Source organism: Anaerovibrio sp., assembly GCF_024697385.1.
In the GTDB taxonomy this organism is placed as follows: domain Bacteria; phylum Bacillota; class Negativicutes; order Selenomonadales; family Selenomonadaceae; genus Anaerovibrio.
This window is the reverse complement of the sequence record NZ_JAILFV010000015.1, coordinates 1-22,412: the sequence shown is the minus strand read 5'-3', so window position 1 is coordinate 22,412 and position 22,412 is coordinate 1. Positions and strand designations below refer to the sequence as shown.

Annotated in this window: 17 protein-coding genes; 4 read left to right on the top strand and 13 right to left on the bottom strand. The window is 42.3% G+C overall.

Annotated elements, in window-relative coordinates:
• Positions 1–17: 17 nt before the first annotated feature.
• Together glpB and glpA are read right to left on the bottom strand one after the other, a co-directional pair.
• A complete protein-coding gene (gene glpB / locus K6C05_RS01100; protein WP_296730457.1) occupies positions 18–1,259 on the bottom strand; it encodes an anaerobic glycerol-3-phosphate dehydrogenase subunit GlpB in 1,242 nt (413 codons plus the stop codon).
• Positions 1,259–2,881 carry an anaerobic glycerol-3-phosphate dehydrogenase subunit GlpA gene (gene glpA / locus K6C05_RS01095; protein WP_296730456.1) on the bottom strand — a complete coding sequence of 541 codons (1,623 nt, stop codon included), beginning with the start codon at positions 2,879–2,881 and terminating at the stop codon, positions 1,259–1,261. The genes glpB and glpA overlap by 1 nt, the downstream gene beginning before the upstream one ends.
• A 570-nt stretch (positions 2,882–3,451) precedes the next feature.
• Between glpA and K6C05_RS01090 the strand changes: the two genes are divergently transcribed.
• The 3 genes from K6C05_RS01090 to K6C05_RS01080 are packed head-to-tail and all read left to right on the top strand — an operon-like array spanning position 3,452 to position 5,998.
• A complete protein-coding gene (locus K6C05_RS01090; RefSeq protein WP_296730455.1) occupies positions 3,452–4,510 on the top strand; it encodes a methionine ABC transporter ATP-binding protein in 1,059 nt (352 codons plus the stop codon).
• Positions 4,479–5,132 carry a methionine ABC transporter permease gene (locus K6C05_RS01085; RefSeq protein WP_296730454.1) on the top strand — a complete coding sequence of 218 codons (654 nt, stop codon included), beginning with the start codon at positions 4,479–4,481 and terminating at the stop codon, positions 5,130–5,132. The genes K6C05_RS01090 and K6C05_RS01085 overlap by 32 nt, the downstream gene beginning before the upstream one ends.
• A 53-nt stretch (positions 5,133–5,185) precedes the next feature.
• Positions 5,186–5,998 carry a MetQ/NlpA family ABC transporter substrate-binding protein gene (locus K6C05_RS01080; RefSeq protein WP_296730453.1) on the top strand — a complete coding sequence of 271 codons (813 nt, stop codon included), beginning with the start codon at positions 5,186–5,188 and terminating at the stop codon, positions 5,996–5,998.
• 372 nt (positions 5,999–6,370) lie between these two features.
• On the opposite strand, the gene K6C05_RS01075 is transcribed toward K6C05_RS01080, so the two are convergent.
• The 7 genes from K6C05_RS01075 to K6C05_RS01045 all read right to left on the bottom strand — a co-directional run bounded on the left by K6C05_RS01075 (position 6,371) and on the right by K6C05_RS01045 (position 15,170).
• Positions 6,371–9,415 carry an efflux RND transporter permease subunit gene (locus K6C05_RS01075; protein ID WP_296730452.1) on the bottom strand — a complete coding sequence of 1,015 codons (3,045 nt, stop codon included), beginning with the start codon at positions 9,413–9,415 and terminating at the stop codon, positions 6,371–6,373.
• Between the two features lies 1 nt (position 9,416).
• Entirely contained in the window at positions 9,417–10,493 is a 1,077-nt protein-coding gene (locus K6C05_RS01070; RefSeq protein WP_363317146.1) for an efflux RND transporter periplasmic adaptor subunit, read from the bottom strand.
• Complete coding sequence (locus tag K6C05_RS01065) at positions 10,490–10,954, bottom strand: MarR family transcriptional regulator (RefSeq protein ID WP_296730451.1); 465 nt, start codon at positions 10,952–10,954, stop codon at positions 10,490–10,492. The genes K6C05_RS01070 and K6C05_RS01065 overlap by 4 nt, the downstream gene beginning before the upstream one ends.
• A 673-nt stretch (positions 10,955–11,627) precedes the next feature.
• Positions 11,628–11,753 (bottom strand): hypothetical protein, encoded by a 126-nt coding sequence (locus K6C05_RS01060; protein WP_296730450.1) that lies wholly within the window; start codon positions 11,751–11,753, stop codon positions 11,628–11,630.
• A 142-nt stretch (positions 11,754–11,895) separates the two neighbouring features.
• Positions 11,896–13,191 carry a M18 family aminopeptidase gene (locus K6C05_RS01055; RefSeq protein WP_296730449.1) on the bottom strand — a complete coding sequence of 432 codons (1,296 nt, stop codon included), beginning with the start codon at positions 13,189–13,191 and terminating at the stop codon, positions 11,896–11,898.
• Between the two features lie 22 nt (positions 13,192–13,213).
• A complete protein-coding gene (locus K6C05_RS01050) occupies positions 13,214–14,395 on the bottom strand; it encodes a multidrug effflux MFS transporter (RefSeq protein WP_296730448.1) in 1,182 nt (393 codons plus the stop codon).
• Positions 14,396–14,642: 247 nt separating this feature from the next.
• Positions 14,643–15,170 carry a nitroreductase gene (locus K6C05_RS01045; protein ID WP_296730447.1) on the bottom strand — a complete coding sequence of 176 codons (528 nt, stop codon included), beginning with the start codon at positions 15,168–15,170 and terminating at the stop codon, positions 14,643–14,645.
• A gap of 307 nt (positions 15,171–15,477) precedes the next feature.
• Here K6C05_RS01045 and K6C05_RS01040 point away from each other — a divergent pair, with 307 nt between their 5' ends.
• Positions 15,478–16,245, top strand: coding sequence for a DeoR/GlpR family DNA-binding transcription regulator (locus K6C05_RS01040; RefSeq protein WP_296730446.1), 768 nt, complete (start codon positions 15,478–15,480; stop codon positions 16,243–16,245).
• A gap of 144 nt (positions 16,246–16,389) precedes the next feature.
• Here K6C05_RS01040 and K6C05_RS01035 read toward each other — a convergent pair whose 3' ends face one another.
• The 4 genes from K6C05_RS01035 to K6C05_RS01020 form a co-directional block, all read right to left on the bottom strand.
• Entirely contained in the window at positions 16,390–17,112 is a 723-nt protein-coding gene (locus K6C05_RS01035; RefSeq protein WP_296730443.1) for a histidine phosphatase family protein, read from the bottom strand.
• A 120-nt stretch (positions 17,113–17,232) separates the two neighbouring features.
• Positions 17,233–19,578, bottom strand: a complete 2,346-nt coding sequence (locus K6C05_RS01030; protein WP_296730442.1) for an FAD-dependent oxidoreductase — start codon at positions 19,576–19,578, stop codon at positions 17,233–17,235.
• Positions 19,579–19,595: 17 nt separating this feature from the next.
• Positions 19,596–21,227 carry a glutamate synthase-related protein gene (locus K6C05_RS01025; protein WP_296730441.1) on the bottom strand — a complete coding sequence of 544 codons (1,632 nt, stop codon included), beginning with the start codon at positions 21,225–21,227 and terminating at the stop codon, positions 19,596–19,598.
• Positions 21,215–22,321 carry a glutamate synthase gene (locus K6C05_RS01020; protein ID WP_296730440.1) on the bottom strand — a complete coding sequence of 369 codons (1,107 nt, stop codon included), beginning with the start codon at positions 22,319–22,321 and terminating at the stop codon, positions 21,215–21,217. The genes K6C05_RS01025 and K6C05_RS01020 overlap by 13 nt, the downstream gene beginning before the upstream one ends.
• Between the last annotated feature and the right edge of the window lie 91 nt (positions 22,322–22,412).

The window sequence follows — 22,412 nt, the reverse complement described above, 5'->3', positions numbered from 1 at the left end:
TATAATACTCCTTTCAATCAAGCCTTGGCTGCCTTATAAGCAGAAGCTAAAGCCACACCATTGCCGGAATGCTCAAAGCAGAAATCATAGCCACTGAGGTTACGGCCTGCAACATAAACGTTCTCAAGAACTACATTGCCGGACTCATCCACACCACGGAGAGTTGTATCAACCCTCACACCAGTTTTTGCAAAGGTCTGCTTCTTATCAGAGAAGAGCTGCTTATTTACCCAACGTTCTTCAACACAATCAATCTCGATAGGAAGACCAAAAACGACCTCCTTGGCATCGCCAAAATCACGCATGGTGATACCGCCGCTGTAGAAGCCACCAGTTGCCACAATAAATTTGTCAGCATAGTAAGTCTGGAGACGAACCTCGCCGCCAGCCTTGACAGCAACAACCTTGCTGCCATCGTAAACAGCTTCTTCAGCCTTGGAATTCTCAATAACAGTAATTCCCTTTTTCTTCAATGCACTCAGGAGTACATCACGAAGGCGAAGTCCATTGACAGATGGTGGCATTGCAGTAGTTTCAACTACAGGGCAGCCCAGCTCTGCAACGATCTTCTTATATACAATATTGCCCTTCATCCCAAGAATCTGAGGAACAACAAATACCTTTCCTGCACCAGCATTCCCCTTCACCTGGGAAACAAAATCCGCATAACCAGCGTCTGTATCCATCCAGGCAGCAACATCCTTGGTAGTCAGGTCACGAGCACCCTTATAATGAGGATCAACAGTAATGACAGTATATTTCTTGTCATTACCCAGCTCCTTGGCAAGGTTCTCAGCCACCATATCTACATAATAATCCTTCAAGCCCTTAACACCTACCAGAACTATTTCAGAAGCCTCAAAGCACTTGGAACCCTGCATGGATTCAGGAACGAGACAAGATGGCTTTAATGTACCAACACCAGTTACCAACCACTGCTGCTCATTAAGTGATCCAACATAAGGGAAGCCCTCAGCAGCAACCACTTCCTGGAAAAATTTGACAGCCTCCTCAACAGTATTAAGACCTATCTTCTTATATGGATGCTCATCAGCCACTGCAGCTACAGCCTGAGCTGGATTAGCTACAGCCTTGCCTGAGTCATCATATCCCATTATATCAATAACACCACTGTTAAGAGGGAAAGTACCCGCACCATAGGACAGAAGTGTTACCTTTTTGTCCTGGTCAGCACTAACAAGAGCTGACATCAGGCCGGCCAAACCATTACCGATAACAACTACATCTGACTTGCTCATTAGCGTCTCCCCCCATTTACATTGAACAATACCTCATACATGCCTCTGGTCATTTCAGCCTCACGAAGAGTCTTACCAGCCATTACTGGAGTTATGCCCTTCCATCTGGCCTGCAGGAAGTTCTTCATATCACTGAGGGAATCATTACATCCTTCCAGCTTATTCTTGAACAGTTTGTTCGCAATAGCTGCACTGCGGATTGCGCAATAGTTACCCTGACAGGTACCCATGCCAAGACGGGTTCTTCTTCTTACATCAGCTACACTATGACTGGTTGGTTCCTGAGCAATCCTCATAACCTCGGCCATTGTAACATTTTCACACTCACAGAGGACTTCACGGGTCTCAGGCTGTTCCTTCAAGGTCTTGACTACCTCAGGGAACTTCTCAGTGCCCAAACGGGTAGCAGCAAGATTTACGCCATAAGATGGGAAGTACTGACGGGCAGCCTTCTTATCAGCTTCAGAAACAGCAGGAACCAAATCCTCTTCTGCAGTACGGCATTTAGCTGTATTACCAAGCTTTGGAGCAAGAACATCACAGAATTTCTCAGCCATGAGACGATAGGTAGTAAATTTACCACCGCAGATGGTCATCATACCCTTCAGGCCATCCATTTCCTCATGATCAAGAGTAACGAAGCCACGGGATGCGTTACGGCCACCATCAGCTCCCTTAGGAACATACAGAGGGCGTGAACCGGCGAATACACGGAGGATACGATAATCACGCAAATGCTCGAATACACCCTCACCAGTCTTCATGAGCTCCTCCACCTCATCCCATGAAGTAGAAGTATCTTCAGGATCAGGAATAGTAATAGATGAAGTACCCAGAATGGTTATAGAACCATGCGGTACGAAAATATCACCATTAGATGGCTTACGCAGACGGTTTACAACACGACTGGAGATTCTCTGGTTGAATGCAATGAGAGTACCCTTAGAAGGACTTACAGAGCAATCCAGGCCAGCCATCTGAGCTACCTTTCCGGCCCAAGGACCGGCTGCATTTACTAAAATCTCGCACTCAATGTCATACTCTTCTTTGGTTACATTATCACGAACAGTAATGCTCTTAACTGTAGCATTTTCTATATTTATTTTTATGAGTTCAGTATAGGTCTTGTAACGGCCGCCATAACGGGCAGCAGACTGAACATTCTGCCAGGACATACGGAAACCGTCAATAGCACCATCCGGAACCTCAAAAGCACGAACCAGCTTGCGGGAGAGATTTGGCTCCAAACGAAGGGCCTCTTCCTTGCTGAGTTCACGGGTCTTGATACCACTTTCCGCACAACCCTTTACCCAAGGATCAACGAAATCCGGGTCATCACCCTCAACCTGCACAAACATACCGGTAGTAGCCTCTACACAGGACTTACCAATACGACGCAGGATGGTATTTTCTTCAATACATTCTTTTGCAGCTTCCTGGTCTCTTACTGCATAGCGGGCACCACTGTGCAGAAGTCCATGATAGCGGGAGCTGGCACCATTTACCATATCCAGCTTCTCAATCAGCAGAGCATCAATGCCACGCATAGAGAGGTCACGCAGGATACCAACACCTGTAGCTCCGCCGCCAACAACGACAACCGTAGCTTTGTCCTTTACCATAACAATCCCCCATTTTCATTAATACACATATAAAGTTTAAGTTGCCTTAAACCATTGAATTTTCGTACAATTGCACAATAATTCAAACGCAACCGTCACAAAATTTCAATTTACTCGTACAGTTTATAACATAATCCTTGATTTTGTCAATAAAAAAAGGCCCTTTAGTAATTGTTTTTACTTCGCCTGATAAAAAAATTCCTTCATTGACATTCCAAAAAGTCCTACATCACCCCTCTGTTTAATTGCCAGAAAAATAATAATATATTTTCTGGGTGTAAACAATGTTACATTTTACCTTGATTTTAGCCTAAAAAAAGTTATAATAACATCATGTAACAGCCATCAGGCATCATATTTTATTTATAACGCCATTGTTCAAATTTTTCTTTTAAAAAGAAAAATCTTCCAATTAGCGTTTCCCCTAAAGGGACTAACTTCGTGTCGCAACGAGGTGGGAGATATGCTCACCACCCGTTAAGGTTTGTCCCCCCACCTGTAGAGGAAGGGGACATCTTACACAGAGTTATAATATTTTTCAGATCATTATTTAATAAGGATGTGAAATTAATGATTAATTTATCTCACATTGAGAAAATATACCATGGACCATCCGGACCGATACATGCGTTAAAGGACATAAGCCTGCATATCAACAAGGGTGAAATTTTTGGTATTATCGGTCTTAGCGGTGCCGGAAAATCCACCCTGGTAAGATGTATCAATTTATTGGAGCGTCCCACAAAGGGTAAGGTAATTATTGACGGAAAAGACATTACCGCCTTCAGTGACACAGAGCTTAGAAATGCACGCAAGGAGATTGGAATGATATTTCAGCATTTCAACCTGCTTTCTTCTGCTACTGTATTTGATAATGTTGCTTTTCCACTCCAGCTATCCCATAAATCAAAAGATGATATTACCAGACGGGTCAACGAGCTTTTAAAAATGGTCGGACTGGAAAACAAGGCCGATCAATACCCTTCACAGCTTTCCGGAGGACAGAAGCAACGGGTTGGCATTGCCAGGGCATTGGCCAGCAATCCAAAAATATTGCTGTGTGACGAGGCTACATCTGCCCTTGACCCACAGACCACCAAATCAATTTTGCAGTTAATCAGGGAAATCAATAAACAGCTGCATCTCACAGTGGTCGTTATTACACACGAGATGCAGGTCATCAAGGAAATCTGTGATAAGGTCGCTGTAATAGACAAAGGCATTATCGCCGAGGAGGGTGATGTGCTCAATGTATTCATTAATCCGCAACAGTCCATTACCAAGGAATTTATCAGTGTACTGCTCAGTAATGATCTTCCTGTTGACTTCAGAAATATCAATATTTCACCGGAACCTGTGCCGGAAGGAATACTTTTAATGCGTCTTACCTTTATAGGTGAAACTGCAAATGATCCCATCATTTCCAATCTCGTGAAGAAATTTAATGTCAGTGCTGACCTCTTCTTTGGAAGTCTGGATGACATAAAGGGCGCACCATTTGGTCGGCTCATTATAGGTATGGAAGGTACCCAGGAAGATATAGCGGCTGCTATGGATTACCTGCAGGAACAAAAAGTAAAAGTGGAGGTGATTGGCTATGTCAGCAGACATGTTTCCACTCATCAGTAAGGCCTTGGGGGAAACGGTGTACATGGTAACTGTTTCCATGCTCATTTCCTCTGTGCTGGGAATTCCTCTGGGTGTACTTTTACACACAACATCCAAGGGACAGATACTTGAATGTATCCCCCTTAACAGAATTATTGGAGGAATAGTGAATGCTATCCGGTCTATCCCTTTTATTATTTTGATGGTTGCCATTATCCCATTGACCAGGCTCATCGTTGGCAGTGCCATTGGGACTACGGCTGCCATGGTACCGCTGGTACTGGCTTCCATCCCATTTATCAGCAGACAGGTAGAAACATCTTTGCGGGAAATTCCATATGGTATTGTTGAGGCAGCACAATCCATGGGAGCCACACCTTTACAGATTATACGCAAGGTATTTTTACCAGAAGCCATGCCCAATATAGTAGCACAGCTCACCACGGTCATTATAAGTTTAATTGGAGAATCTGCCATGGCTGGTGCCATAGGTGGTGGTGGTCTTGGAGATTTGGCTATCCGTTATGGATACCAACGCTTCAGGCCTGACATCATGATTGCAACCGTTATTGTGCTCATTGTCATGGTTCAGGCAGTTCAATTTATAGGAAATCTATTGGCCAAAAAGCTTGATAAAAGATAAGCGGGTGTAATTCCTTAGGGAAAAATATACACTATATTTAAGGAGGTTTTATAATGAAGAAACTTTTATTAATCATGGCAGCAATGGTATTTGCCATTATTGCCGTAGCCGGCTGTGGTTCCAACAGCAATCAGGCAGGACAGAATAAAACCCTCAAGGTTGGAGCTACTTCTGTTCCTCACGCTGAAATCCTGGAACAGGTAAAGGATGATCTTAAAAACGAAGGTATTACCCTGGAAATTGTTGAATACAGTGATTATGTTCAGCCAAACCTCAATCTTAATGATAAGGAGCTGGATGCCAATTACTTCCAGCACATTCCATATCTTGATGATTTTGTAAAGCAGCATCCTGAAGTAAAGTTGGTCAATGCCGCAGGCATTCATATCGAGCCTATGGGAATCTATTCCAAAAAGGTAAAAAAGCTTGATGAGCTTAAGGACGGAGCAGTTGTTGCCATCCCTAACGATCCTACAAACGGCGGTCGGGCATTGATACTTCTCGCAAAAGCAGGACTCATTACCCTTAAGGATGGTGTAGGCATTAGCGCAACTGTTCATGATGTAGTTAACAATCCAAAGAACATCAAGTTCCAGGAGCTTGAAGCAGCTCAGGTTCCTCGTACCATCGACGATGTAGATGCGGCTGTTATCAACAGTAATTTTGCAATGCAGGTTCAGATTAATCCTGTAAAGGATAATATTTTCATTGAGGATGCCTCATCCCCATATGTAAATATTGTCGCTGTCCGTACCGGAGATGAAAACCGCCCGGAAATTCAGGCACTGATTAAGGCATTAAAGTCCGATAAAGTGAAAAAATTCATTGATGAGAAATACAAGGGTGCTGTAATAGCTGTATTTTAAGCAGTACCTGTAATAATTTAACACAGTCATTAAAATAGGAGCTTGATTAAAGCATAAACTCGCTTTAACCGTAGCTCCTATTTTGATGCTGCTATTTTATCCTGTTTATAACGCCATTGTTCAAATTTTTCTTTTAAAAAAGAAAAATCTTCCAATTAGTGTTTTACCCAAGGGCACTAGCTTTGCGTCGCACGAGGTGGGAGATATGCTCACCACCTGTTAAAGTTTGTCCCCCCCTACCTGTAGAGGAAGGGGACATCTTACACCGAGTTATTACAATATAGCCCCAGCAGCGTTTTACCGGGGGGCCTATAAAAGGCTGCCTCAATCAAGGCAGCCTAAAAAAATGTTTAATTATCCAACATATCTCCCCTATTCTTTTTCAACCTTATATACAGCTGCATACATGGTCGGTAAAACCAACAGGGTCAGCACTGTGGCTATAAACAGCCCACTGGCAATTGCTACCGCCATTGGCCCCCAGAAGGAGCTTGCCATTAACGGTATCATACCTAAAATTGCAGCTGCTGCCGTAAGCATTATTGGCCTGAAACGCATTACTGCAGAGTCAACTACAGCATCCCATTCACTTTCACCATCTGCCTTATGCTTTTGAATCTGATCTATCAGGATGACCGAATTCCGTATGATCATTCCGCTGAGAGCCAAAACTCCAAGAATAGCTACAAAGCCCATGGCCTGATCAAATAAGAGCATGCCGGCAACTACCCCGATAAAGCCTAACGGTGCTGTAAGCAGCGTGAGAATCATGTGCTTGCCATTTTTCAGCTGGAACATCAACAATGTCATAATGCAGAATACCATAACCGGAATCGGCTTCATGAGATTACCCATGGAATCAGCACTGTCTGAAAGGGCTCCGGCCGCCTTGATTCTATATCCCGGAGGCAGATTATCCACAATATCCTGTATGGATTTCATGGCCTTTTCCGTGGCATCATTGGCAGTACCGGAAACAATATTGCTCTGGACAGTAACACAAGGGCCTAAATTTTCCCGTGAAATAACTCCATTTTCTGTGTTAAGGGTAATATCCGCTACCTGATCCAAAGGAACATAACCATTACCTGTAAGAATTGGCAAAGACTTAACCTTGGAGATATCATTTCTCTCGATATCCTCCATCTGCATGACTATATCCACTGTACGGTCTCCATGATAAAACTGTGCTGCCGTAATACCTGTGAGTTCAGTATAAACCATCTGTGATACATTTTGCGCCGTAAGCCCCATGGCATTCAGCTTATTTTGATCATATTCCAGATGGAGCACCTTGCTTTTTTCATACCAATTCAAATGTACTTCTGTATTATTTTCATCCTGCGCTATGCGGTCTGCCACCTTTTCACCTATTTCGATTACCTTATCCTTATCATTTCCATATACTTTTAGCATAATTGGATAATCAGCCGGCGGTCCGGTCTGAATAAACTTGATATCATGCCTGACCTCAGGAAAATTGTTCTCCAATTCATTTCTTATTTTTCTGGTGAGCTCAGCCCTATGTTCAGGATCCTTGGACACTACAATGAACTGGGAATAATTAGGCGTAGGTGTTTCCGGTGAAAAGGTCAGGACAAATCTTGGTGCCCCGATGCCTACATAATAGCTGTAATTTTCAATTTCATCAGCATGCTGGTCCAGGAATTCCGCAAACCGTCTGGATATTTCCTCAGAATTTTGTAAGGAAGCACCATCATTCAGCCGCATGGATACAATAATCTCCGGGCGTGTAGATGGAGGGAAAAACTCCTCCCTTACATGCTTCATACCAATTACAGATAATACAAACAACCCTGCTGTAACAGAAAGCACCAATTTCTTATGAGTGAGAAACCAGGTCAGAATATTACGGAATATATTATAAAATCTGCTTTGATACTGCGTGGACTCTCCAGCTTCGTTTTTCTTGACCTTAACCTTTATAAGATGGTAGCCATACAAAGGTGCCACCATGACAGAAACGATCCAAGAGATGACAAGTGCCATGGAAATTACCGGAAACAGCGCACTGCAGAATTCTGCAGCCATCCCCTTGGAAAATGCTACCGGAATAAAGCCTGCACAAGTAATTAAGGTACCGGTGAGCATTGGTTTAGCCGTAGCCTTAAAGGCATAACAGGCTGCATCAAAGCGGTCCAGCCCTTCTTCCAGCTTGACACTCATCATTTCCACGGCGATTATGGCATCGTCCACCAGAAGACCAAGGGAAATGATTAATGCTCCCAGGGAAACCTTCTGCAGGTCTATGCCAAACATGTACATACCGCAAAAAACAGCTGCCAGCACCAAAGGGATACAGCAGGCAACTACCATACCGGTTCTTACACCAAGACTAAGGAAGCTAACCGTTAAAACGATAATTACAGCTTCCCGCAGGGTACTTACAAAATCACCGATTGATTCTTCTACAACCTTAGGCTGATCCGATACCTGATGGATTTCCAAACCTACAGGAAGTTCCTCATTGACAAATTTCATGAGATTTCCCAGTTCTTCACCCAAGGTAATAATATTTTTCCCAGGCTCCATTGAAACTGCAATGCCTATAGCCGGTTCCCCATTAAAATACATCTTGGGATCAGAAGGCTCAGAATACCGCATCTCTACTTTGGCAATATCCCCTAACCGTACAATCCTGCCACCTGCGTTGACAGGTGCATTCTTGATATCATCAATATTTTCAAAATATCCGGAATATCTTAAATACACATTATCCGTGCTGGTTTCTATCATGCCTGATGGAGTCATCTGGTTTTGACCAGCCAGGGCCTCAGCCAAAGCCTTTGGATTGATATTCAGCTGAGCCAGTTTTGAATTTTCTATCTCAACATACACCTTCTGAGTCTGAACACCGACCAGTTCAACCTTTTGCACACTGTCATTGACATTGGACAAAATCATTCGTCGAATGTCTTCAGCCTCTTTGCGCATTTCTTCATAGCTGTATCCATCACCAGTAAGGGCATACAGGGAACCATATACATCATCAAAACGGTCATTAAAATATGGTCCATATACCCCGTCCGGCAGCTCTTTTTGAATATCCGTACAGAAATTTCTTACATCTCGCCATGAAGCGCGAATATCCCCATCATAGCTGTCCTTTAAAATAACATGAATAACCGTTGTACCGTTTCTGGTGGTACTGTTAATGCGATCTATACCTGGCAGATCATTTATTTTTGATTCCAGCTTGTCAGTGACCTGCTCCTCCATTTGTTCTGCAGTAGCACCAGGCCAGGCAGCAGTCACTACCATTTCCCTTATGGTAAAATTTGGATCCTCCATGCGCCCCAGTTTAATATAGGAAAAAACACCACCTATAATTATCATTATAATGAAGTACCAGACAAGGGATCTATTTTTAAGTGAAACCTCTGTGAGATTAATCATATCATTCATCCTCCGCCAGTCTTACTTTTTGACCTTCACGGAGCTTATGTACTCCAGCTGTTACAACGATATCCCCCTTGGCCAGCCCCATAACCTGAACGGTATTGTTACCAATATTTTCAAATTTGATATTTCTAAGACTAACAGTATTGGTCTCCCTATCAACAATCCATACCTGAGGATTATCTGCTATCTGATAAATTGCCGACAGTGGCAATACAAGACCTGTAGTGCTGCCATTTTCCCTACATTTAACACTGGCAGTCATACCCAGCTGCATCCCCTTGGGAGGATTTGGAATGGTTACCCTTACTTTATAGGTACGGGAAGCGCTGTCCGCCATAGGAGCAATCTCCCGAATAAGGCCTTCAACCACGACACCCTTCAATGCCCAAAAAGAAACCTGTACTGACTTGCCAATTTCCACATCACCCAAATGGTTTTCAGGTATGTTGATTTCGATCTCGAGTTCCTGTGACTGAATAAAAGTCAGCACAGTCTGACCTGCACCAACCACCTGACCAATCTCAGCATTTATGGCTGATATAACCCCGGATGCCGGTGCTACCAGGGCAGTATAGCCCAACGCATTATGCCCCTGCTGGGCACCAGCAACAGCCTGATTATACTGAGCCAGGGCAGAATCATAGGTGGTCTGATACTGATCAAGCACCATTGCAGAAACTGCCTCCTGAGCATAAAGCTGCTTATAACGATTGAGATTGGCCTGTGCCAGATCCAACTGAGCCTTGGCTGCCACTACCTGGGCATCGCCCTGATTGGACTGTTGCAAGACATCACGGGAATCAACAGTCATAAGGACATCTCCGGCATTAACATAATCTCCCAGCTGAACATTACGGCTAAGAATTTTGCCTCCTACCTGAAATGACATATTGGTTTCATAACGGCCCTTAACTGATCCGGTATAGGTACCTTCCAGATTCATATTATCATCCCCTGCCTGCAGGGTTTTAACCAGCTGTGGTTTCTGTTCTTCTGCCTTATTATTGCCACATCCGGCAATAACTGTAACAGCTATAATGAGTATAAAAAAAACTCCTACAAGTTTTTTCACAATACCTCAACCTCCCTTTTTTCAAATACAGCCTTAAAATCCGCTGTCTTCAGTCTCTGCGCCATGGTATTTACACCATCAAGCATAAATTGACAATCCTGATCCGAAAAATCCTTTGCCATAAAATCCACAATTTTTTCAATTATATTTTTTATACCAGGCTCCAGCTGTCTGGCCTCCTGAGTAAGGAATAACCTTTTCAGGCGACGGTCTGAGGTATCCCGACGCCGATAAATCATTTTTTTGCTTTCAAGTGTCTTAATAACTCTTGTAATTGCTGCTTTATCCACATGAAGATATACTGTCATATCATCCTGACTACAACCCTCTTTATCAAAAAGCATTACCATAAAGGAGAATTCCGAATATGTCAGTCCCAAATCAGATGTTGCCTCCACAACCAGGGATTGTACCCTTCGTCTGATAATGCCGAAATTTATTGATGCACCTAAATAATCCATTTATCTGCCTCACTTCCAATGAACTAAGTATATATATAGTTGATTAATTCAACATTTATATAAACCATTTTAGCAAACACAGCTAATACATTCAATAACTCCCCCAATAAATCCTCTTTAATATTGGAAAAACGATATTTTTGAAAATGAAAAAAGCTGTAAAAACGATAGGCGCTCGTTTTTACAGCCTTTTTCTTTCCATTCATTTTATAATGAAAGTGGGTAAATAAAAGAGAGGGGTTATACGCGACACAGGGGAATGTCGCTTATAAGGGGTATATCAAAGATCAAGCAGGAGAAAAGAATTCATCTGACATCCAGATAAGATTCTAGGCTTTCCCTTTGATGTGTTTATTATATGATTATCTTATGAGTATGTCAAGGAACTTTTTTAGTATTTTTTAAAACTTTTTGGCACTTCTTACATATCTTGTAGGACTTTTTTACACATAACATCCCATATTTTTTTATCTTTTTAAAATAAAAAGAAATGTCATACAAGTGCAATGCCTTGTATAATCAGCATTGACAAAACAATCTGACCACATACGCAAATAAAACACGCAATTATTTTTCTTTACAATTATTTTTTTATTCCTACAAAAAAATGTACATATCATGAGTATATTTTGGATTTTTTAGACTTATTAACAGCCAAAATGCTATTTTTATACTATTTTATACCCATTAATAATATATTTATCCACATAAAAAAATGTTTATCCACAATATTTCTGTGGATAAACATTTTATAACGCCATTGTTCAAATTTTTCTTCTTTAGAAGAAAAATCTTCCAATTAGCGTTTCAACGAGCTGGGAGATATGCTCGCCAGCTGTTGTAGTTTGGTTTCCCCCACCTAAAGAGGAAGGGGACATCTTAAAGCTCGTTATAATACTCTTAATCAACCCAACTCTGACTGTATGTTAAGTGTACATTTATCAGACAGCTGTATAGTTAAACAATGTCCTTATTAACTCAAATAAGGCATTTTGATCTGATGCCCCCATCACTTCCCTGGCAGAATGCATTCCCAAAATAGGTACCCCCACATCGATAGTTCTGATAGGAACCTGTGTGGATGCTATAGAACCAAGGGTTGCCCCACCAGGCATATCAGCCCTGTTTACATACTGCTGAAACGCGATTCCCGCTTCCCTGCACAATGACTTGACAATTGCTACGCCCTCTGCATCAGATGCATAGCTTTGTGAAGCGGACTGTTTGATCACTACACCGCCATTAAGCAATACCTTATTGGTAGGATCACTTTTATCCGGATGATTGGGATGCATCCCATGAGCCACATCAACTGATAACATAAATCCACCATTTATCCCCTGCCATAACTGGGTCTTATTATAACCCAGACATTCATATATTCGTTCCAGGAGCTGCATAAGATTGGCTGATGCAGCTCCCTGCTTGGTACGGCTCCCTACTTCTTCATTATCAAACAAGGCAATGACATTCAGTCCATTTCCGTGGGACTGTTTGATAGCTTCTACGCAGGCTACCACTGAAGTCATATTGTCCAGCCGCGGCGAAGAAATCAGTTCGCCGGCTATTCCCATCTGACAACCACCCTCATAAGGGTAAATATTCAACTCATAGGATAACAACTCGTCTGTTGATATCCCTGCCTCTGCGGCAATTATTTCATCCCAAAAATTCTTGTCTGCCACACCATCAAAAACAGCTGCCAGAGGCAACATATCCCTCTGCTTGTTAAGAGCAATCCCATCGTTGACTTTTTTATTCATATGTATAGCCAGGGAGGGAATCGTTATGAGCGGGCGGGCAAAATCGATGAGCCTTACATCCGGATTTAAGGCATCCTTTCCCTGTATTACCACCTTGCCGGCAACAGACAATGGTCTGTCAAGCCATGAATAAAGGATTGCACCACCATATCCCTCTATATTTAAAAGTCCGTAATCATCCTTGATTATACCTGCAGTAGGCTTTATGCGAAACCCTGGAAAGTCCGTGTGGGCTGCAGCCAATCTAAGACTATTTTTCCCAATCAGTGATCCTTCACCTATAGAGAAAGCAAATAATGCTGAGCCATATACCTTTGTAAAGTAACTTTTTCCAGGCTCCAGGCTCCATTGTCCACGCCAATCGAGTTCACTGAAGGCAGTATCCTCCAGGCTTGCTCCTGCTGTCACAGCCGTATGCCATGGTGAGGGTGATTTGCGGATAAAATCAAGTAAATTGAACACTTCGCTATACATATTGCACCTCTCTGTTCTGTTCTCAACGATGCGCCGGCATTATCATGATTCTGAATGACAATATTGCAAAAACCAGGCTTATAAGCATTATCACTGCCATAGGAACCCCACTATCAGTCCCAAAAATTCCCACCACGGGCATTATCACACCGCCTAAGATCATTGACGAAAATCCCAGAAGCGCTGATGCACTCCCGGCGTTACGCCCCTGGGAACTCAACCCCAACGAAAAACTGGCCGCACCAATGACCGAAACAGGCATAACAGTAATCAGCAACAATACGATTATCACCCATAATGGTGCCTGAAAATAAAAGGCTGCAATAAGGCATATCGTAGAAAAAGCCTGAAGATAAAGAGACTTCTTAAGCATTATCTCATCATGTATCCTTCCGGCAAATTTTGCCGGCAAAGAACCGGCTATCATAATTCCGAACCCTATAAATCCAAATATCAGGCTATAGACCCTGGGAGATACATGATATATTCCCTGAAAAATGAAGGAAGAACTTCCAATGTAGGCAAAAAACGCAGAAAAAACAAACATCTGAACCAGGCAATGTCCCAGAAAATACTTATTTTTAATCAACAAGGGAAAGGTAAGTATCGTTCGCAAAATATTTGTTATTCTTTTTTCCGGTGGCAGTGTTTCCCTGAACATAATGGTAGACAAGGACATGGCCAGCCCCACCATGGCCAGTACAAAAAATACATATCGCCATGATGCAAGCTCCAGTATCTCTCCACCAAGAACAGGTGCTATGATAGGGGCTAACCCGTTAACCATCATTAGTATGGAAAAAAACCTGGTCAGTTCCGGACCTTTGCATATATCTCTGGCTATAGCCCTGGCTATAACAATCCCACAGGCACCTGAAAAGCCCTGAACAAACCGTACGGCCAAAAACAACACAATATTATCTGCTACCATACATACCAGAGAGGATACCATAAAGACCAGCATTCCAATTAATAATGGAGCTTTTCTCCCCCGCATGTCACTTATCGGTCCGGCAAAAATCTGTCCTATGGCCATGCCCAGCATTGTCATGGTCAATGTCATTTGAATGAGGGAAGTATTTATGGAAAATTCACTTTGCATAATTGGCAGGGCTGGTAAATACATGTCCGTAGCCAATGGTGCCATAGCCGCTAAAATGCCCAAAAAAATTGTCATCCAAAACCTGTTTTTTATTTCACTCACCCACACACCTCCAAACAAAGTATAAAATCAGCCCGTCGATAGGCATTTTTAACGCCTTAAGACAGAGCTTGTCATTGGCAAGCTCTAATTTGACAGCGTTTTGCCCAAGGGTCACCAGCTATGGGTAAAACGCAATAAAATAGAAGCCAATAAAAATCAGCTTCTACATTATATACCAAAAAAAATATATTGGTAAGTCAATAATTATTTTTCCAGCCCAATCGAAAGGTAAGCAGATTCCGGCGAATTATGGCAAATAATACACATAGTCACCCTTACGGGGAGGGGCTGAAGCCGGTTCATCTGCCGGATATCCTATGGCACAATGACCTATACCTTCAAATTCTCCATGGATACCCAACTTTCTCAGAAGCCCCTTACCATAATCAGATTCGAACTCTTCCTTGGCACGGTGGACCCATATACTTCCCAAACCTAGAGCAGCAGCTGCATTCAGCATATTTCCCATCACCAATGATCCATCATATATATGTGTACGAATACTCTTGTCTGCAAGAACTATGAGAATAACCGGCGCTCCATAAAAAGGATCAAAGCTCTCTGCCCAACCACCTATTTGCCTGTTTTGCTCCATCAATTCGTCCCTTATATGCTTATTGGTAACGGCAATAATTATTGGTGATTGTTTATTCATCCCCGATGGAGCAAAGGTACCTGCCCTGATTATCCTATTAATATCCTCCTTTTTTACAGGATCACTTTTAAAATTGCGACAGGATCTCCTCTCTTCAAAAACCCTTAATATATCCTCCATAAAGACGCTCCTTTCCATATTTATGTAACATAATTGTATCATAATTATTTTAAATATTTCTATAATTGTAAAAAATGATATACTATTGGAATCACCTTACACTAATTTACTTGTGTTTTTTTGTGCATTACTATATAATAATGACAAACATACTCATGAGTTTATCAACTTGTAACGAAGTTATACAATTTTGCCTTGACTAAATGCTGTTTACCATCAGTCAGGACATGAGACTTCTTTTTTTTTGAGCTTTAAACAAAATTCTTCTATATGCTTCATATATGATAATGAGAATACAGGTGAATTAATGAAAATCAACAGACTGCGTAAAATTCAGGAATTACTTGAAGAAAAAAAGAGCATTTCCATCAATGATTTATGTAATTACTTTGAGGTATCAAAAAATACCATTCGACGGGATATTGCAGAATTGGAAAATAGTGGCATCATCAATAAGGTATACGGTGGAATTGTTCTGCAGGAGCAAAAGCCTGAAAAGGATTCGGATGATATTTTGCAACGCACTGACAATGATAAGCTGCAAAAACAGAAAATTGCCCGTATGGCAGCCACACTGGTACAGGATGATGATGTAATATACATTGATTCCGGGACCACTACCATGCACCTGATGCCTTACCTGGAAGACAAGCATAACATCACAATTGTTACGGCTAGTATCCATGTAATCAATATTGCTGCAGCCTCCGCAAAATTTAACATAATTGCCACAGGCGGAACTATTTACGCCCCTACAAAAGCCTTTGTCGGTCCAAGCGTATTAAATTGCCTCAAGGATTACAACATATCAAAAATTTTCCTTGCCAGCACCGGTATTTCAATTGAAAAAGGTGCCACCACGGCCTCACCACTGGAATGCGATATTAAACGATACCTGGTAGATAAACCGGCAAAGAAAATCCTTATGGTTGACAGTAGCAAGATAGATTCTGCCTCCCTTATCACCTTCTGTAATCTTGATGAAATTGATTGCATTGTGGTAGATAAGGATTTACCGTCAAAGTATAGGGAATATTTTAAGGAAAAAAATATCGAAGTCATTATTTCCGAATAAACAAGGCACATTAAATTAATATTTGCTGCTTCTGTGTAATTCCAGCAACAATTAATGATTAATACCGAATTAAATAAAAAGGACTATGCAAAGTGATATATATCAATCTGCATAGTCTTTTCTATTGTCTCAACCATACCAGGCTTATGCCGCTTTTTGCCTCTTATATATTTTGCCTAAATGGGAAATGGAATTCATCATTACCAGCTTCCATTTACCCTTTTTATATTGCAGCACATTTATGCAGGTATTGTCCTGGTCAAGCTGATTATAATGTTCAAGTCCAATCCCCAAAATACTGCATATAAGTGCCATGTTTCCCTTTGAATGCGCACCTATAAATATTACTTTTCCAGGATATTTGGTCACAGCATCATCCAAGGCTTCACGATAGCGCTGCTGCAAGGCTGCTAAATTTTCACCTTCAGGAAGCTGTGCCTCCCATGGGGTTTCATTCCATTGCCGATATGCTTCCGGCTCCTCACGGGCCACATCCTTTTTCTTTTTGCCAGCCCAACGACCATAATTGATTTCCATCAGTCTTGGATCCGTATAGCTTATTTCCATTCCCTTGGCTTGAGCACATTTCTCTGTGGTTACATAAGCCCTTTTCATAGGGCTGGATATAAAAACATCAATATCTATATCCTTTATACTGTCCGCCAGCATATCTGCCTGCTCTAACCCGGTCTCATTCAAGGGAATATCCAAAATTCCCTGAAACTTATCCTGCTTATTATAATCTGTCTGACCATGACGAACTAAAATAACCGTAGTACTCTTTGCCTGAACAGAAAAGGAACTAACCAGACATAGCAGGAATATCATCCCTAACATTACATTGCCAAAAATCCTGTATTTATTCATATTTTACCCCCTATAACATTTTCCACAAGCTTTCTCATGAATATTTTACATTAAAACCTATTATTTTGAAAGAAAAATAGGAATGCAGTACAGGCTTGGCCTCACCACATTCCCATCAGATTAATTTTTATTGTAGGTACGATACATTTTTATAGGTTCCGGATTGTCATTAATGCTCCATACACCACAAGGACATACCCCTGCACAGATACCACAACCAATACACCGGTTTGGATCAGAAACATAACTCCAGGATCCATCTTCATTTTCTATTCTGGTAATAGCCTTTTCCGGACATGACTCCAGGCACATTTTACAGTCACGACAGGTCCCGCAGCTGACACAGCGAACATGATCGTCCTGAGGGCTACCCAGCTCACAGTGATGACACTTTGTAAAATAGGCCTTTGATAAACGCTCTGCAGGAATTTTCTCTTTTTCCTGGAAAGGTTCATATTCCCTGCCCATTACATACTGATCAACATAAAATGCAGCTTTTCTGCCATCACCTATGGCATCTGTCAGTCTTCCAGGTTTCACAACATCCCCGGCAACAAAAACACCCTTTAGGATGGATCTGTCCTTGGCATTAGGAATCAGCCAGCTATCACGGAATTTCTTTATATCTGCATCATCTGGCAGATAATCCAAAATTGGTGCTTCACCTATGGAAACAATCACTTCATCAGCGGCTATAAATCGTCCATCATTTGAATATATCCCTTCAGGGGTTATCTTTTCAGTAAAGAATGGCCATACCAGCTGTCCGCCCCGGCTCTCTACATATTCAATTTCATCTGCAAAGGCTGCCGGCTTTTGAACATCTACTGCAACTACACTCACAGCTCCCATATCAAAGGCAGCACGACAGGTATCCATTCCTGAATTTCCACAACCAATTACGACAACTCTCTTGCCAACCTTTGGATTTTCTCCACGATTTACCTTTTTCAGAAAATCCAGGCCCATTGTGAGCAGCTCCTTGCCTTCCCAATTGAAGAACCTGGATTCATGGCCACCTGTTGCCACAATCACTGCATCATTATCTCTGCGGATATCCCTGAAGCGAGGCTTATCAACCTTGTAGGAAGTAACAAATTTTACTCCAACACTTTCAATTCTTTTTAGCTCTGATTCCAGCAGCTCATGAGGCAATCTTCCTCTCGGGATGACCTGCTCCAGCTTACCACCAATCCTGTCAGCATCATCGTATACTGTTACAGTATGTCCTTTACGGGCCAACTGCCAGGCTGCCGATAATCCAGCCACACCTCCACCGATTATACCGATTTTTTTGCCAGTACTTTCTGTTGGTGGCTCAACTTCCCGCAGTGCTGACAAAAAGCCTAGCTGTCCAATCTGTATAGCTTCATCTATGGAACCACGGGTACAGCCATCCATACAAGGATTAGGACATACACTGCCACATACAGATCCAGGAAATGGTGTGTACTGGAGCTCCAGATCAAGAGCCTCCTCTAATTTACCCTTCCTTATCAGATCATAACGAAGCTGAGTCGGAATACCTGTAGGGCAGCTAAATTCACAAGGAGCCGCATACTTGCCATTGTCCCAGCTAGGAACACGCAGTCTGTATAATCCGGTAGAAATAGTGTTATGTACAGCAAAATCATCCATGGCAACATCAGAAAAAATTCCGCCCTTTACCCATTCCTGTTGCCGAAAATCCTTTATACTCATTGTATGGTTTGGCTGAGCATTCTTTTCTTCAAAGGTTAATGGTCTGAGCTTTTTCCATTGTGTCCAATCAGATAACTCCTGCTTTAATTCAATACGGTCAATTCTTGACAGGAATTCATCCATACCTCCGGCAAGAAAATCAATATCGTCCTGATCAAGCGCCAGGCATTTTATATCTTTTGGATAGCCTGCTACAGGACCACGGACATAAACTATACCGCCCACCATGCCAACACAGGCTCGCTCACCAAGAACGGAACTAAATTCTGCAGAATCATAACCACAAACTACCGCTCGGCCTCCACCCATAAATTCAAAGGAAAAGGACCCGGTATTTTTTAGAATCCATAATTCAGGCTCTTCATAAAGAGGATCATGTTTCATCAAAGAACCGCTTCGTGTTCCTGCACGGCCGCCAATAAAGATTTTTCCACCGGCAGAGCAATGACCTGCTGTATCGCCGGCATCGCCCTTTACGGTGATTATACCCCCGGCATTCAACCATCCGACATCGGCAGAGGTTGCACCATCCACTATTATTTCAGTATTTGGCAGACACATGGACCCCACACGCTGACCAGCATTGGTTACATGAAATACCAATTTCTTTCCATCCGGATTCCACAACGGTCCACCAATATCATGCTGTCCGGATGCAGCAATCTCAAATTCTGTTTCACCAGACCGCACAGCATCCTCTATAGCAAGGAGCAGGTCCTGAGTAGACATGCGCTCATGCCCATTCATGGTCTCAATTTTAAACATATACCATTACTCCTTTCTTAGCAAACATACTGAATGCCCAGCTTATCGGCTATTGCCTTGTCAGTGGAAACCAATGCATCACTGCGTCCTACAGGCAAGGAACTGTTTCCGATAGGTGCCATCAATTTCTTTAATTCAGCATCAAAGGCCAGGACGTAATCCACAATCTTTTGAGCGCCACGATCAATATCCAGTCGCTTGACAAGGCGTGGATCCTGAGTACAGATACCCATTGGGCATTTACCTGTATTGCATGAATTACAGCGTCCCATTTCATTCCCTACACAGCCCAGAAGCTGAATCAATACCTTGCCGACAAATACTCCGTTAGCTCCTAAACATATCATTTTAAAGGCATCTGCTGCAGCATTCCCGGTCATTCCTATTCCGCCACCACCATAAAGTGGAATCTGGCCCTGAAGCCCCTGCTTAACCGCAGCCTGATAACAGTCACGAATCTTTGAAACAACAGGATGCCCTGTATGATCCAAGGAGACCTCATTAGCTGCCCCGGTTCCACCCTGAATACCATCCAGGAAAAAGCCCCCACAAATCTTATATGGATCACGCAGAAGATTATTGTATACCGATACAGAGGTAGAAGATGCTGCACACTTGATTGCAACCGGCACACGAAAACCAAACGCTGCATTAAGGGAAAGGTGCATCTTTTGCACAGATTCCTCAATAGAATACAATCCCTGATGATTTGGCGGTGAGGACAATGTAGCCTTTGGAACACCACGAATGGCCTGTACATGCTCTGCCACCTTGGCAGCCGGCAACAGTCCTCCATCACCAGGCTTGGCCCCCTGACCGATTTTAATAAGTACACCAGCAGGATCTGTAACCATATGAGGAATTGCTTTTACAATCCTGTTCCAGCCAAAATGCCCGGAGGCAATCTGCAATATAAAATATTTAAGATAATCAGATTCCATCAACTTTACCGGCATGCCACCCTCACCGGAGCTCATCCGTACCGGCAAACCACATTTTTCATTCAGATAGGCACATGCCAGGGCAACTGCCTCCCATGCCCTGGTGGATAATGCACCAATAGACATATCAGAAAAGATTAAAGGATAAATCCAATTGACTGGTGGTACCTTGTGATCCATTTTCATTTTGCCATTTTCAAGATGCAATGGTAATTCTTTTGGCGACAGCACACGACCGAAGGGAGCACGAATATCAAAGGTATGACGGGCCGCATCCAGAGAAGGGTCTGTCATCTGTGAAATCCGGCCAACAACAATGCTGTCCAAAGTCCGCTGTGCATTAAGATTGGTACGGCCACCTCTCTTAATAGGTCCATTATCCTTTGATAATAAAACCTGCCTGCTGTTAGGATTACGAACAGGCCGAATGGCATTATTAGGGCATACCTTTTCACACATACCACAGCCACGGCAGTACTCTGTTAAACTGGCTTTTTGCTTAATGATTGGACGGGCAATATGACGATGCTCAGGATTTGGCTGACTGTCTGTAGATACCACAATGGACTGCGCCTGGGTTTCTACCTTGATAGCCTTAAAGGAACAGGCAGCAACACAACTTCCACACATAGTGCAGCGATCAGCATGATATTCAATTTTCCACGAAAGATCATTAACGGATATATCCTGTGTTTTTACTGCTTCCATCTCTGCACCTCCAATTCATTATTTATAACTATTACCTCTCGTTCATTAGGATAAATATCTTTTTCCCTATCCCTATCAGGCATAATTTCATTCAAGCCACATACCTCTGAGGAAATCGCAATCATTTCATCATTTTGCCCAAGCACTACCGGGCGAAGCTTCTTGGAATCGCAACAGGTAATCATCTGATTGTCCGGGAGGGTAGCAATTATTGTATTAGGTCCATTTATTTCCAAATGAGCCAATGATTGACGAATTGCCATCAATACATCCTTATCCTCACGATTTTCAATCTCCTCAAATGGCAATGGAGTGATTACATGCTTATAATAATTAATCGGCCATTTCAGTTCATGCAAAACATAGTGCAAAGTATAGAGGAAACACTGAGAATCTGATTCAAACCCAATATATCCCCTATGCAGTGATTTCTGAAATTCCTTGTTTTTAGTATAAAAAGTATTCTCCCCATTGGCACACAAGGTGTATCCCTGGAGGAAGAACGGATGGGCCGCATACCTTACAATGTCGTAGTTTGTGTTCTGACGGCACTGTACTACAATATTTTTTGCCATAAGACAACCATTATCATCCCAAAGATGGAAATATGTGGCAATATCCCTTGGATCTCCAATTTCCTTCAATGTCAGAACATCCGGCCAAAAAGAATATACAAACCCCTGGCCTGATTCTTCCAGCATTTTTCTTAAAGCTAATCTTGTATCGAGTAATAAATCCTGTTTCTCTTTTTCAGATAGCTCATTGTAATGTTCAGGAAAATCATAATTCCTGAATATATAATAAGGCATAGCCTGAATATCCAGATTCGGCTGCTTATTTGGTACAGGAATCCATTCGGCCAGAGGAATGTAGTTGTGACTATCCATATATTCCTCTACCATCTGATTTCCCTTCTGAGTGCAGGCCATAGAAAGAAGAGGTTTATCTTTATAATTTGAAAATGTCCCATACAAATCCTGCATCACCATGGCAAAGCCTGAATTATCATGCCCCTCCTGCTGAGGAAGCATTAAATGTAAAGCCTTTGAGGGATGAACAGGTACCTTACTTTTAATTGAACCAATTCTACACATCCTTACACTCCTCCAAACACACAAACCATTAACCATATCCACATGTAAAACACATTTGTTTCTGTATATTACATATTAACAAAACTGTAAG

Bases quoted from the DNA above. Each gene is read 5' to 3' on its own strand.
- K6C05_RS01045 (WP_296730447.1), bottom strand. From the start codon at position 15,170: ATGGAGGATATATTAAGGGTTTTTGAAGAGAGGAGATCCTGTCGCAAT.
- K6C05_RS01030 (WP_296730442.1), bottom strand. From the start codon at position 19,578: ATGTTTAAAATTGAGACCATGAATGGGCATGAGCGCATGTCTACTCAG.
- K6C05_RS01065 (WP_296730451.1), bottom strand. From the start codon at position 10,954: ATGGATTATTTAGGTGCATCAATAAATTTCGGCATTATCAGACGAAGG.
- K6C05_RS01020 (WP_296730440.1), bottom strand. From the start codon at position 22,321: ATGTGTAGAATTGGTTCAATTAAAAGTAAGGTACCTGTTCATCCCTCA.
- glpA (WP_296730456.1), bottom strand. From the start codon at position 2,881: ATGGTAAAGGACAAAGCTACGGTTGTCGTTGTTGGCGGCGGAGCTACA.
- K6C05_RS01025 (WP_296730441.1), bottom strand. From the start codon at position 21,227: ATGGAAGCAGTAAAAACACAGGATATATCCGTTAATGATCTTTCGTGG.
- K6C05_RS01080 (WP_296730453.1), top strand. From the start codon at position 5,186: ATGAAGAAACTTTTATTAATCATGGCAGCAATGGTATTTGCCATTATT.
- glpB (WP_296730457.1), bottom strand. From the start codon at position 1,259: ATGAGCAAGTCAGATGTAGTTGTTATCGGTAATGGTTTGGCCGGCCTG.
- K6C05_RS01055 (WP_296730449.1), bottom strand. From the start codon at position 13,191: ATGTATAGCGAAGTGTTCAATTTACTTGATTTTATCCGCAAATCACCC.
- K6C05_RS01075 (WP_296730452.1), bottom strand. From the start codon at position 9,415: ATGATTAATCTCACAGAGGTTTCACTTAAAAATAGATCCCTTGTCTGG.
- K6C05_RS01090 (WP_296730455.1), top strand. From the start codon at position 3,452: ATGATTAATTTATCTCACATTGAGAAAATATACCATGGACCATCCGGA.
- K6C05_RS01040 (WP_296730446.1), top strand. From the start codon at position 15,478: ATGAAAATCAACAGACTGCGTAAAATTCAGGAATTACTTGAAGAAAAA.
- K6C05_RS01085 (WP_296730454.1), top strand. From the start codon at position 4,479: ATGTCAGCAGACATGTTTCCACTCATCAGTAAGGCCTTGGGGGAAACG.
- K6C05_RS01035 (WP_296730443.1), bottom strand. From the start codon at position 17,112: ATGAATAAATACAGGATTTTTGGCAATGTAATGTTAGGGATGATATTC.